Here is a 12,586-nt window from a genome sequence, read left to right on the forward strand (position 1 = left end):
TTCGGTTACTGCGCCGCTTTGTCATTGAGCGCGGCGCTGACGCTGTCCATCAGGCGGCTGTAGCTCTGAATGCCGCCAGCGATGTAAAGCGAAGCGGAGTCGAGGTAGATGATATGTTTGTTCTGCCAGGCTTTGGTCTTATGGATCAGCGCGTTATCCAGTACCTGCTGCGCAGACTGCCCTTCGGCGCGGCCAATGGCGCTGTCGCGGTCCAGCACAAACAGCCAGTCCGGGTCGACATTCATAATAAATTCAGAGGTCACGACGTTGCCGTGCTTGCCCTGCTGACCGAAGGTAGCGGCAGGCTGAAAGCCCAGCGTATCGAAGATAAAGCCGAAGCGCGAACCGGGCGCATAAGCGGACATCTTGCCGCCGCTGACCATGACCACCATCGCCTTGCCTGCGTGCTGGCTGCGCTCGCGCAGCGCGGCGATTTTCGCGTCGAACGCGTCGGTCAGCGCTTTCGCCTCCGCCTGCTTACCGAAGATCTCGCCCAACTGTTGCACGCGCTGGATCAGGCTGGGGGTGAACTGCTTCGGATCGACGTCCAGCGCGATGGTCGGCGCGATGGCGCTGAGCTTGTCGTAGGCGTCATGCGCGCGGCCGCCAGCGATAATCAGATCCGGTTTCGCGTTGCTGATCGCCTCATAGTCAGGCTCAAACAGCGTGCCGGCGTTCATGTATTCCTCGCCCTGATATTTCGCCAGAAAAGCGGGCAGGTGGGCGCTGTTTTTCGGCACGCCAGCGACCGGAATATGCAACGCATCGACGTTGTCCAGCGTGGCGGGATTCAGAACGATCACTTTCTGCGGCGATGACGGAACGGCGGTGGTTCCCTGCGCGTGTTCAACGTTAAGCGTAGAGGCGGAAGCGGTCTGGGCGCGGGAATCATCACATCCGGTCAGCGCGAGAGCAGCGGCGAGCAGCGAGGCGGTAAAAACGGCAGTTAGGCGCATTTTCTCTCCTGAAAATGTTAACAGACATACGGTAATCGTGAATGCATATGATTCGCATTCTTGATGCGGCGCGCAAATCATACCCTTACCACGACGGCTTGAACAGCACCCTGTTGGGGACTTTTACCCGATGAAATCGGCAGGATTGGGCAAGGCAGTGAACGCCGTCAATGAAAAAGATATTAATATGCCATTGTTTTAAAATGATTTTATTTTTATATGTTCAAAATTCACCCTTTAAGGCTGGATGAAATATGGAGATTTTATGGAGATTGCGCCCTATCAGGTGTAATGGAAATAATAATCGTTATCATATCGCTTTGACATATCCGTACACACTTCTCAGGGATTAGTAGCATGATTCATACAAAGTCTTTCAGGATGCGTCCTTGCGCGCTGCTGCTGTTACTCAGCGTTCACGGCGTCGCGCTGGCGGCCGATGCGATAGCGTCAGAAGAGGGCGTAATGACGGTGCGGGCGACGGCAGAAGAAGAACTTAAACAGCAGCCTGGCGTCTCGATTATCACCGCTAAAGACATTGAAAAAAGCCCGCCCGTTAACGATCTCTCCGACATCATTCGTAAAATGCCCGGCGTCAATCTCACCGGCAACAGCGCCTCCGGCAGTCGCGGCAACAATCGTCAGATCGATATTCGCGGTATGGGGCCGGAAAATACCCTGATCCTGATTGACGGCGTGCCGACCATCTCGCGCAACGCGGTGCGCTACAGCTGGCGCGGCGAACGTGATACGCGCGGCGACAGCAACTGGGTGCCGCCGGAAATGGTCGAGCGCATCGAGGTACTGCGCGGCCCGGCTGCGGCACGTTACGGCTCCGGCGCGGCGGGCGGAGTGATTAACATCATCACCAAAAGGCCAACCAACGACTGGCACGGCAGCCTGTCGTTGTTTACCAACCAGCCGGAAGATGACAAAGAAGGGGCGACCAAACGCGCCAACTTCAGCCTCAGCGGCCCGCTGGCGGGCGATGCGCTCACCATGCGCCTGTACGGCAATATCAATAAAACCGACGCTGACGCCTGGGATATTAACAACGCGCAAAACGGCTCTTACGCCGCCGGGCGCGAAGGGGTGCGCAATAAAGATATCAACAGCGTGGTCTCCTGGAAGCTGTCGCCGACGCAGATTCTGGATTTCAGCTACGGCTACAGCCGTCAGGGCAATATCTACGCGGGCGATACCCAGTACAGCAACAGCAACGTCAGCCCAGGCGACCGCATCGCCGGTCTCTATGGCCACGAAACCAACCGCATGTACCGCCAGTCTTACGGCGTGACGCATAACGGCATCTGGGATTGGGGCCAGTCGAATCTGGGCTTCTGGTATGAGAAAACCAACAACACCCGGCTGGGCGAAGGGGCGGGCGGTAAAGTCGAAGGGATGATCAACAGCGACAAATATATTACCAGCCGCCTGAAAAATTACCGCGCTACCGGCGAAATCGTTATGCCGCTGGATCTGCTGGTGGAGCAGAACGTCACGCTCGGCGCGGAGTGGAACCGCGAGGAACTTAACGATCCCGCCTCGATGTCGATGGTGAACGCCGGTGATATTGACGTCGGCGGCGTCTCAGGCGATCCTGCCCGACGCAGCAGCAAAAACAGCGCCGATTTAAGCGCCGTCTATTTCGAGGATAATATCGAGCCGCTGCCCGGCACCGCCCTGATCCCCGGCCTGCGTCTGGATCACCACAGCAAGTTCGGCAATAACTGGAGCCCAAGCCTGAACCTCTCTCAGGAGCTGAGCGACAACGTTAAACTGAAGGCAGGCATCGCGCGCGTGTTTAAAGCGCCGAACCTCTATCAGTCCAGCGAAGGCTATCTGCTCTCCACCAAAGGCAACGGCTGCCCGTTAGGCATTTCTGAAAAATGTTATCTGATGGGCAGCGATCATCTTGACCCGGAAGTCAGCGTCAACAAAGAGATCGGCCTTGAATTTACCGATCAGGGCTACGACGCCGGCATCACCTGGTTCCGCAACGATTACAAAAACAAAATCGTCTCCGGCACCGATCTGGTGGGCGAAACCGCTGACGGTTATCACGTGCTGCGTTGGGAAAACGGCGGCAAGGCGGTGGTGGAAGGGCTGGAAGGAAACCTGCTGATCCCGCTGGTGAAAGATACGCTCACCTGGCGCACCAACGTGACGTATATGATTACCTCGGAAGATAAGGAAACCGGTAATCCGCTGTCGATTATCCCGAAATACACCATTAACACCATGCTGGACTATCAGGTAACCGATAAGCTTTCCGCTAACGTCAACTGGACGCTCTATGGCCGCCAGAAGCCGCGTCACTATGCGGAAATCAACAAAGAAAACAAAGAAGGCATGTCGGACAGAGAGGTCGGCGCCTACTCGGTTGTCGGGCTGAACGTCAACTACGACCTGATGAAAGACTTGCGCCTGAACGCTGGCGTCAGCAACCTGCTCGATAAGCGTGTCTACCGTGAAAACGACGGCGCCTCAACCTACAACGAGCCGGGTCGCGCTTATTACGCGGGCGTCACGATGTCGTTCTGATAACCGCGAAATAAAAAAGGGCCTGCGCAATGCGGGCCTTTTTATTGAATGCGCCGGTGAAATATATCTGATCTTTCGAAAGCGCTGATAAGATCCGGGCGCCTAAAGATTCAATACAATACGACGATAAACCTCTTTATCAGGTTATTCATTCAAGGCTCTGCGCCGCGCGGCCAGCTGAACCCGGTCGGGACGGGCAGGATGCCTCCACAGGGAGAACGTATGTCAGCCAGGCAGGTAATCGGCATCGATCTGGGCACCACCAACAGCGCGGTCGCGATATGGCGTGATAGCCGGTCGCAGCTGATCGCCAACAAATTCGGCAGTATGTTAACCCCGTCGGTTGTCGGGCTGGATGACGAGGGCAATCTGCTGACCGGCCAGCCGGCGCTCGACCGTCTCAGCACCCATCCTCATCTGACGCAGGCCAGCTTCAAACGCTATATGGGCACCGAAGCGACGCTGACGCTGGGTAATCAAACCTTCCGCGCCGAAGAACTCTCCGCCATTTTATTGCGTCAGCTGAAAGAAGATGCGCAAAGCTGGCTCGGCCAGCGCATCGAAGACGCGGTGATTACCGTCCCCGCCTACTTTAATGACGTACAGCGACGTGCGGTGAAAACCGCCGGCGAACTGGCGGGCCTTAATGTGCTGCGTCTGTTAAATGAGCCGACGGCGGCCTCGCTGGCGTTCGGGCTGCTGGAAAACCGCGAGCAAAAATACCTGACCTTCGATTTAGGCGGCGGCACTTTTGACGTCTCGGTTATCGATATGTTTGAAGGCGTGGTTGAAGTACGCGCCAGCAGCGGCGATGTGCAGCTGGGCGGCGATGATTTTAACGAGGCGATCTGCCAGTGGATGCTTGATCAGCAGCCGGCGTTAAAAGCGGCGCTGCCGGCGGTGAAGCCCGCGTTGCTGGAGCAGGCCGCTCGGCTGAAGCTCGCCCTGAGCCACGCGCCGGAAGCCAGCGTCGAGCTGTCATGGCAGGCGCAAACCTGGCGCTGGACGCTGGATGAAGCGCAGCTTGGCCGCTGCTGCCAGCCGCTGATCGCCCGCCTGCAGCAGCCGGTTATGCAGGCGCTGCATGATGCGCGCTTCTCGCTGCAGGATCTTGACCATGTCCTGCTGGTCGGCGGCGCGACGCGCATGCCGCTGGTGCGCCAGGCGGTGGCGCGCCTGTTTGGCCGCTTCCCCCGTCACGACCTTCACCCCGATGAGGCGGTCGCGCTGGGGGCCGGGGTACAGGCGGGCATGGTGATGAAAGATGCGGCGATCGAAGATGTCATTCTCACCGATGTGATGCCGTTTTCGCTTGGCGTGGAAACGGCAAAAGAGAGTCCTGGCGGGCTGGAGAGCGGCTTTTTTCTGCCGCTGATTGAGCGTAACACCTGGCTGCCGGTGAGCAAAAGCAAAACGGTGACCACCGTTGCCGACAACCAAACCAGCGTCCTGCTAAAAATTTATCAGGGCGAAGGGCGGCGGGTAAAAGATAACGTTTACCTCGGCGAAATGAATATTGAAGTGCCGCCGCGCGGGGCGGGTGAGGTGGCGCTGGATATCCGCTTTACCTATACGCTGGATGGCCTGCTGGAAGTGCAGTGCCAGCAGATCGACGGCCCGAACAGCGCCCGGCTGGTAATAGAGAAGGTGCCGGGACAGATGACGGCGGCGCAAATCGAGCAGAGCCTGCAAAAGCTGAACGACCTCAAGCGTCACCCGCGCGACCGCCAGGAGAACCGCGATCTGCTGCTGCGCGGCTCGCGTCTGTTTGAGCGGCTGCTGGGGGAAGAGCGCGCCTGGATCGATAACGTCATGAGCGTCTTCGAACAGGCGCTCGACAGCCAGGATGAACGACGTATCGCGGACGTACGCCAGAAGGTCTGCGAGGCGCTGGATACGGTTGAAGGGACATTATTGTGATGAACAGCTGGCAAATTTTGGGCATTGAGCCCACCGGCGATGAAGCGCTGATTCGTCGCGCCTATGCGCGCCAGCTGAAAACCTGCCGCCCGGACAGCGATCCGGATGGATATCAGCGGCTGCGCGAGGCGTTCGAGTGGGCGAAAAGCAGCGCCAGCGCGCTTCAGCCGGACGAAACTGACGACGCTCCTGAGCGCGCCCTGGCCGTTGAGAAGGACGCCGTACATCGCCCGGAGGACATCGCCGCCGCTGAGCCGAACGCTGGGGCTTCTCCTCCTGCGAGATATGATGCTGAACCCTGTCAGGAAACCGCCGCCGCTGAGCCGGACGCGGAGGCCTCCATTTTTCCGGGATATGTCGCTGAACCCGGCCTTGAAGCCGTCGCGGCTTTTCCGCCTTCGCTCGCGCCAATCTATACCCCGGAAGAGATGCAGGCGCTGGCCGCTGAGCTGGTGAACGAAGGTAACGGTAAACTTACGGCGCTGGACGCGCTGTTTCAGCGGGTGAGCCATGAAGGCAACCTGATGCAGCAGCAGCAGTTTCATCAGGATCTGGCTGCCGCGCTGGCGGAGCAGCCAGGGCTGTCAGAGTGGCTGGTAGAGAAAATCAGCGATGCGCTGCAGTGGGAGCTGGACCAATACAGCAGCGGCTATCTGGTGCCGGAAGCGTTGCAGGAGGCGCTTAATGCGCAAATTCGCGCGACCGGGCGCGAGCGTGCCTGGCATGAGATGAAAAATGAATCGCAGCACGGCGATCTCTCCACGCGCCTGGCGCTGGGGCTGCTGTGCGGCGATCGCGCCGCCGCGCCGTTATGGGCGCGTCTGGTGCCGGGGCTGATCGCGAAAATGGCGCAGCAGGTCAATACGCTTTACGTCACCTTTCCTGAGCTGGTCCAGCGGCTTAATCCCGCGATGCTCGAATTCATCAGTGCGCGCCGCTGTGCGTTAAGCTGGCAGGGCCTGTTTCTGCTGGCGTTCTGGGGCGCGATTTTTCCTCTGGCGCTTTCCGGCTCGCCGCCTGGCTTGCCGACCGGGCCGATCGCGTTCGCCCTTGTCGTCTATTTCCTCTATCTCAGCGATGCGATCCTGATGGGTCTACAGCGCAGACCGTGGCTGATGGGGATATTTATCCTGCTGGATTGCCTGGTTTCGGTGGCGTTGTTAGCGGCTTTGTTGGTCGGGGTGCTGGTGCTGACCATTAGCCACAGCGCCGCGAAAGGAGAAGGCTTTTCCGGCATGACCCCACTGTTTATCGTGCTGATTGAATGGCTTATTCTCTGGTCGGTCTGGTCGAAACAGGCGCCCGGCCTCCGCCGTCCGGGCATTGCCGTCGCGCGGCTGCTCAGCAGCCCCTGGCGCCTGCTGGCAACGCTGGAGTTTAGCGTGGTGAGCTATCCGCTTATCGCCGTCTATGCCATCTTCTGCTGCCTGTTGCTGGATGCGCTGCTGAATCTCGCTGCCGGCTTGTATGGCTAGCAGAACGGCGCGCTTATCCCGCTTGCATTGCTGTTACATAAAAAAGCCCGGCTTGACGCCGGGCTTTTGCTTTTTACTCACATTGCTTCACGTTTAAGCCGGTTTGCGTGCCAGCAGGGTGGCAAAGCGCAGCTTAATGCGGTTTCCCTGGGCGTCGGTTTTATGCAGCGCGCCGGGGTTCTCGTTGTACTTCAGAATATCCCAGCCGTCGTAATAGCCGAGCAGTTCGCTGCGGCTAAAGGTGAACGGGAACGGCATCGGACAGGGATAGTCCGGCGTGCTCATCGCCGCGACGATCAGATTATGGCCGCCCGGCGCGGTCGCCTGCTGCATCTGATCAATCAGCTCCGGAATGGTCTCCGGCTGCAAAAACATCATCACCACGGTCGAGAGAATAAAATCGTACTGCTGTTCAATGGTGACCTGATTGAGATCGCACTGCCGCAGACGGATATGCGCCAGCTCTTCGGCGTTGATGATCTGTTGCAGGCTGCTCAGGCTGTCGCTGTTTTTATCCCAGCCCTCCACATCGAAGCCGCGCTGCTGCAAGTAAAGCACGTTACGGCCGTTGCCGCAGCCGAGATCCAGCGCCCGGCCCGGCGCGATGCGGCCCGCCGCTTCCAACACTTCCGAATGGGGCGGGGTCAGCTGATAGCGCTTGTGGTAGTAATCCTCCGGCTTGCAGTAGAACGCCAGTTGGCACTCCACGTCCGGGCTGACGGCGGTAACGCGGTGCCACTGCTGCGGCGCCAGGCGCGGCGGCTGCGAGGCGGCGTTCAGGCTCAGCGTCTCGACCGTCTCGCCGCGCTCGGTGAGCAGGGCGATATCCAGCGTGCCTTTATACACTTTCAGCTGCGCCCAGCAGCCTGGCTCGGTGCGGTAAGGTTCGCGCCATACCGGCGGCAGCGTGGCGCTGTTCCACAACGGCAGCGTTTGATAACACATCAGGTCAGTCATATTTTACTCCGTGATTAACGGGTGAGCTGTTTCAGCAAGGGAAGCGCCTGCTTCATATGATCTTCACTGACCACGAACGCTTTCAGCTGTCTGGCGGCGTCCAGCCCTTTCGCCACGATGCCCGCTTTGCTGAACTGCATTTCCCAGTTCAGATCCGCATCCCCGGCGTTGCCGGCCAGGTGCAGCGGCAGGTCAGGCGTTTTGATCCTGACCAGCATCGCCGGCAGGCTCAGGCTGGCGCTGTTGCCAGTGAGGTTTTTCGCCAGCGTCATCGCCGCCAGCTGCGCCGGCTGCAGGTAAGGCATCAGCTTGCCCTGAATCTCGGCGCAGTCGCCGAGGGCGAAAATATCGGGGCGCGAGGTGGTCAGGCGATCGTCCACCACGATGCCGCGCCGCGTCTCCAGCCCCGCCTGCTGCGCCAGCGCGATATTCGGGCGCAGGCCGATGGCGCAGACCGCTGCGTCGCAGGCGATCTGCTGACCGTTATTCAGCGTGGCGATCAGCGTGTCGTGATGGCGCGCCAGCGAGGAGAGCTCGCAGTTAAAGCGCATCTCCACGCCCGCCAGCGTCAGACGATGCTGTAAGCGCCCGCTAATCTCCGGCGGCATCAGCGCCGAGAGCAGGCTGCCGCTGCGATCCACCAGCGTTACCTGTTTGCCGGCGCGGTTGAGATCCATCGCCAGCTCGGTGCCGATCAGCCCGCCGCCGATCAGCAGCACGCGTTTCGCGTCCCGCAGATTCTCCTCGCAGCGGCGATACTCCTGCTGGCTGTTAAGGGTGTACATCAGCTCGCTGCCGCTGACCGGCGGCACCAGCGCTTCCGCGCCGGTGGCCAGCACCAGTTTGCCGAAGGTAAAGTCGCCCGCCGTGGTCTCAATACGGTGCGCGGCGGCGTCGATGCGCGAGACCCGCGTATGCGGATGCAGCGTCACGTTGTTTTTCTCTGCGTACTCGGCGGCGGTCATGCGGGTCAAATCATCGGCCCGCTGGCCCAGAGAGAAGACGTGGCTCAGCTCCGGCTTGTGGTACTCATCGCAGCTGTCGGCGGCGATCAGCCGGATGGGCGCCTCTTTATTCTGCTGACGCAGATTCTTAATCAGCTGTCGGGCGGCGAAGCCGGAGCCGATAATGACGATATCGGATGACATAGCATTAGCCCTCATACGGGTCGAAAACGTCTTTGCCCATGCCGCATTCGGGGCAGAGAAAATCTTCCGGCACGTCTGCCCAGGCGGTGCCCGGCGCGACATCCTGAGAATCTTCGCCCGTGGCCGGGTCATAGACCCACAGGCAGACGCTGCAGATCATCTTCTGATCGGCATCGCCCGTCGCGGCGCTGGCGCAGCTTTTCGGCGCGGCGTTAACCGGCACATCGATCGCGGCGGCAGGCGCAACGGCCGCTTCCGGCTGCGCGGCTTTCGCCGGCAGCGGCGACAGCGCCCACTGGCGGGCGATGCTGCGGCCATGCTCGCGGCACGCTTCCAGCGCGTTGCCGTCCGGACGCCATTTGGTTTTCAGGCTGAGCGACATCTCGAAGCCTGCGTCCTGCAGACGGGTGGAGAGGCGATCGACCGCGCCGCCGCTCCAGCCGTGCGAGCCGAAGGCACTGGCGCGTTTGTTGCGGAAGCGCAGGCCGGTCATCTCTTCTACCAGGCCGGCGATTTTCGGCATCATCACGTTGTTCATCGTGGAGGTGCCCACCAGCACGCCTTTGGAGCGGAAAACGTTAGTCAGAACTTCGTTTTTGTCGCTACGCGCCACGTTGTAGATTTTCACCGCCACGCGCGGGTCGACTTCGTTAATGCCCTGCGCGATGGCGTCGGCCATCATGCGGGTGTTGTTGGACATGGTGTCGTACAGAATGGTGATGCGATCTTCCTGATAGTCCGCCGCCCATTTCAGGTACAGCTCGACGATCTGCGTCGGGTTGTCGCGCCATACCACGCCGTGCGACGTCGCGATCATGCTGACCGGCAGGTTGAAGCCGAGGATTTCATTGATTTTCGGCGTCACCAGACGGCTGAACGGCGTCAGGATATTGGCGTAGTAGCGCTGACACTGTTCAAACAGCTCGGTCTGATCCACTTCGTCATTAAACAGATGTTCGTCGCAGTAGTGCTGGCCGAAGGCGTCGTTGCTGAACAGCACCGCATCTTCGGTCATATAGGTCATCATGCTGTCCGGCCAGTGCAGCATCGGCGTTTCCACGAAGATCAGTTTTTTGCCGTTGCCGATATCGAGCGTATCGCCGGTTTTCACCACGTTAAAGTTCCACTCCGGGTGGTGGTGGTGACCGTTAATCGAATCGATAGCGTTTTCGGTGCAGTAGATCGGCGTATGGGGAATACGCGACATCAGCTCGGTCAGCGCGCCGGCATGGTCCTCTTCCGCATGGTTAATGATGATGTAATCGATCTTGTCGAGATCGATCTCCTGCATCAGGTTCGTTACAAAATCACGGCTGAATTTATGGTCAACGGTATCGATCAGGACATTCTTCTCTTCACGGATCAGATAGCTGTTGTAGCTGCTGCCTTTTAACGTTTTATATTCGGTACCATGAAAATCACGTACTTCCCAGTCGCGTTGGCCTACCCAGGTAATATTGTTCTTAACGTGAATGCTCATCTTGGTTCCTCAACAGGTTCATAAAGTTATCCTGTTATTGCATTCGGCGTGCCAACTTTTATTTTATTGTTTTATAAGACTTTTATTTTCCTGGGTTGTTAAAATGACATTCCCGGTCTATTGTTATTTTGACAATGTATTGTGGAAACGACAGCATGACGATATCCGTAGAGAAGCTGGCCGCGCTGGCAGTTGAGATTCAGAACGGCCTTTCACGTCCCGATCGCTTTAACCGGATGATCGGCAGTATTCATCATCTGTTGCAGTGCGACGCCACTGCGCTGCTGCGCTATGAGGCGCAGCATTTTCGTCCGCTGGCGACGGCGGGGCTGGCGCCGGATGTTATGGGACGCCGTTTTAAAATCGAGGCGCATCCGCGGCTGGAGGCGATTGCGCGCGCCGGTGACGTGGTGCGCTTTCCCGCCGACAGCAGCCTGCCCGACCCTTACGACGGGCTGATTCCCGACCAGCAGGAGCTGCACGTTCACGCCTGCGTCGGGCTGCCGCTGTTTTCCGGGCAGAATCTGATCGGCGCGCTGACGTTTGACGGCATGAACGCCAGCCAGTTCGACGCCTACAGCGATGAGGAACTGCGCGTGGTGGCGACGCTGGTCGGCAGCGCGCTGAACAACGCGCTGCTGCTGGAGCAGCTGGAGCAGCCGGGCAACGCCCTGACGCTGGGCGGCCCGCGCCGCAGCGAAACGGAAGAGAGCGAAATGATCGGCGATTCCGCGCCGATGCAGCAGCTGAAGAAAGAGATCGCGGTAGTGGCGCCGACCGATCTTAATGTGCTGATCACCGGTGAAACCGGCGTGGGCAAAGAGCTGGTGGCGCAGGCGCTGCATCGCCAGTCGGCGCGCGCCGCCAGCCCGCTGATTTACCTCAACTGCGCGGCGCTGCCGGAGACGGTGGCGGAGAGCGAGCTGTTCGGCCACGTAAAAGGGGCCTTTACCGGCGCGGTGCACGATCGCACAGGCAAATTCGAAATGGCCGATAACGGCACGCTGTTTCTCGACGAAATCGGCGAGCTGCCGCTGACGCTACAGGCGAAGCTGCTGCGCGTATTGCAGTATGGCGACCTGCAGCGGGTAGGGGAGGATCGGCATCTGAAAGTGGACGTGCGTATCCTGGCGGCCACCAACCGCGATCTGCGTCAGGCGGTGGCGGACGGCAGCTTTCGCGCCGATCTCTACCATCGCCTCAGCGTTTTTCCGCTACAGGTGCCGGCGCTGCGCGAACGCGGCGAAGATATTATTCTGCTGGCGGGCTATTTCTGCGAAAAATGCCGGGTGAAGTTTGGTTTGCAGCATATCGCGCTGAGCGCGGCGGCGCGCGCCATGCTCAGCAGCTACGGCTGGCCGGGGAATATCCGCGAGCTGGAGCATGCGATTTACCGTGCCACCATCGTGGCGCAGGCGGATGCGCGCAACGGCGATATTCTGCTGATGCCGCATCACTTTTCACTAGATAACGGCACGGAGGTCGCGGAGGCGCCGTCGTTCGCCGAGGCGCTGCCGCAGCAAAATTTGCAGGACGCCACGCGCGACTTTCAGCGCCAGTATATTTTGCGCGCTCTGCAGGCCAGCAACAATAACTGGGCTGCCTGCGCGCGCCGTCTGGAGATGGATGCGGGCAACCTGCATCGCCTGGCGCGTCGGCTGGAGTTGAAATAGAGAGTTAAGACGGCGTCGGCGCGCCTGCGCCGCTGCATGGAAAGTTTGTTATCAACGATGCGGATTACTCTCCCTTGACGATTTATAGCGTCGACGTGTTTATGGCCTGGTCAGGAGATCAACACTGTCGCCATAAAACGGATGCTTTGATGCTCCTGATAAAGATCCGCTGCCGCCGGGCAAATACTGCATTGTAAACTGTGCATCTGGCGGCTCTGGCGCACAAGAAAAGCCAGAAAGTGTTAAAAATTAACCAGGAACGCTATTTATTTCACGCGCTAACTGCAATCGACAACCAGCCTGTTACCCGTATCACATAAAGTAAAAAACATAAGGGTTTAATCAGATCCCGTAATTGTTGTCGCCCGCCTGGCTTCCTATAACTGCTCTTCAGGCCACGGAAGGTGTTCCTCTCAGGCGAACAAGGCGGACA

At 59.1% G+C, this 12,586-nt stretch carries 8 protein-coding genes; 4 read left to right on the forward strand and 4 right to left on the reverse strand.

The genetic code is table 11. The annotated features are described in order from the left end of the window. Positions 1-5: 5 nt before the first annotated feature. On the reverse strand, positions 6-956 hold the full coding sequence (locus tag C2E16_RS05250; RefSeq protein WP_084970321.1) for a siderophore ABC transporter substrate-binding protein: 951 nt from the start codon (positions 954-956) through the stop codon (positions 6-8). Positions 957-1,313: 357 nt separating this feature from the next. Here C2E16_RS05250 and C2E16_RS05255 point away from each other — a divergent pair, with 357 nt between their 5' ends. The 3 genes from C2E16_RS05255 (at position 1,314) to C2E16_RS20950 (ending at position 6,895) form a co-directional block, all read left to right on the forward strand. Next, complete coding sequence (locus C2E16_RS05255) at positions 1,314-3,500, forward strand: TonB-dependent siderophore receptor (RefSeq protein WP_084970322.1); 2,187 nt, start codon at positions 1,314-1,316, stop codon at positions 3,498-3,500. Positions 3,501-3,722: 222 nt separating this feature from the next. Continuing rightward, entirely contained in the window at positions 3,723-5,420 is a 1,698-nt protein-coding gene (locus C2E16_RS05260) for an Hsp70 family protein (protein WP_104951435.1), read from the forward strand. Then, entirely contained in the window at positions 5,420-6,895 is a 1,476-nt protein-coding gene (locus tag C2E16_RS20950; RefSeq protein ID WP_084970323.1) for a J domain-containing protein, read from the forward strand. Before C2E16_RS05260 ends, C2E16_RS20950 begins: the two co-directional genes overlap by 1 nt. 93 nt (positions 6,896-6,988) lie before the next feature. Here the strand turns inward: C2E16_RS20950 and tehB are convergent, their stop codons facing one another. From tehB to norV, 3 genes are read right to left on the reverse strand one after another with little or no spacing between them, the layout of a single operon-like run. After that, positions 6,989-7,852, reverse strand: a complete 864-nt coding sequence (gene tehB, locus C2E16_RS05270; protein WP_084970324.1) for an SAM-dependent methyltransferase TehB — start codon at positions 7,850-7,852, stop codon at positions 6,989-6,991. A 14-nt stretch (positions 7,853-7,866) separates the two neighbouring features. Next, positions 7,867-9,000: an NADH:flavorubredoxin reductase NorW gene (norW, locus tag C2E16_RS05275; protein ID WP_084970325.1), complete on the reverse strand. Its 1,134-nt coding sequence runs from the start codon at positions 8,998-9,000 to the stop codon at positions 7,867-7,869. Between the two features lie 4 nt (positions 9,001-9,004). Then, positions 9,005-10,480, reverse strand: coding sequence for an anaerobic nitric oxide reductase flavorubredoxin (gene norV / locus C2E16_RS05280; protein WP_104951436.1), 1,476 nt, complete (start codon positions 10,478-10,480; stop codon positions 9,005-9,007). A 155-nt stretch (positions 10,481-10,635) separates the two neighbouring features. Here norV and norR point away from each other — a divergent pair, with 155 nt between their 5' ends. Further along, complete coding sequence (norR, locus tag C2E16_RS05285) at positions 10,636-12,153, forward strand: nitric oxide reductase transcriptional regulator NorR (protein ID WP_084970916.1); 1,518 nt, start codon at positions 10,636-10,638, stop codon at positions 12,151-12,153. Positions 12,154-12,586: the final 433 nt, after the last annotated feature.

Source organism: Mixta calida, assembly GCF_002953215.1.
GTDB classification, from domain to species: domain Bacteria; phylum Pseudomonadota; class Gammaproteobacteria; order Enterobacterales; family Enterobacteriaceae; genus Mixta; species Mixta calida.

Bases quoted from the DNA above. Each gene is read 5' to 3' on its own strand.
- norV (WP_104951436.1), bottom strand. From the start codon at position 10,480: ATGAGCATTCACGTTAAGAACAATATTACCTGGGTAGGCCAACGCGAC.
- norW (WP_084970325.1), bottom strand. From the start codon at position 9,000: ATGTCATCCGATATCGTCATTATCGGCTCCGGCTTCGCCGCCCGACAG.
- C2E16_RS05260 (WP_104951435.1), top strand. From the start codon at position 3,723: ATGTCAGCCAGGCAGGTAATCGGCATCGATCTGGGCACCACCAACAGC.
- C2E16_RS05255 (WP_084970322.1), top strand. From the start codon at position 1,314: ATGATTCATACAAAGTCTTTCAGGATGCGTCCTTGCGCGCTGCTGCTG.
- norR (WP_084970916.1), top strand. From the start codon at position 10,636: ATGACGATATCCGTAGAGAAGCTGGCCGCGCTGGCAGTTGAGATTCAG.
- C2E16_RS20950 (WP_084970323.1), top strand. From the start codon at position 5,420: ATGAACAGCTGGCAAATTTTGGGCATTGAGCCCACCGGCGATGAAGCG.
- tehB (WP_084970324.1), bottom strand. From the start codon at position 7,852: ATGACTGACCTGATGTGTTATCAAACGCTGCCGTTGTGGAACAGCGCC.
- C2E16_RS05250 (WP_084970321.1), bottom strand. From the start codon at position 956: ATGCGCCTAACTGCCGTTTTTACCGCCTCGCTGCTCGCCGCTGCTCTC.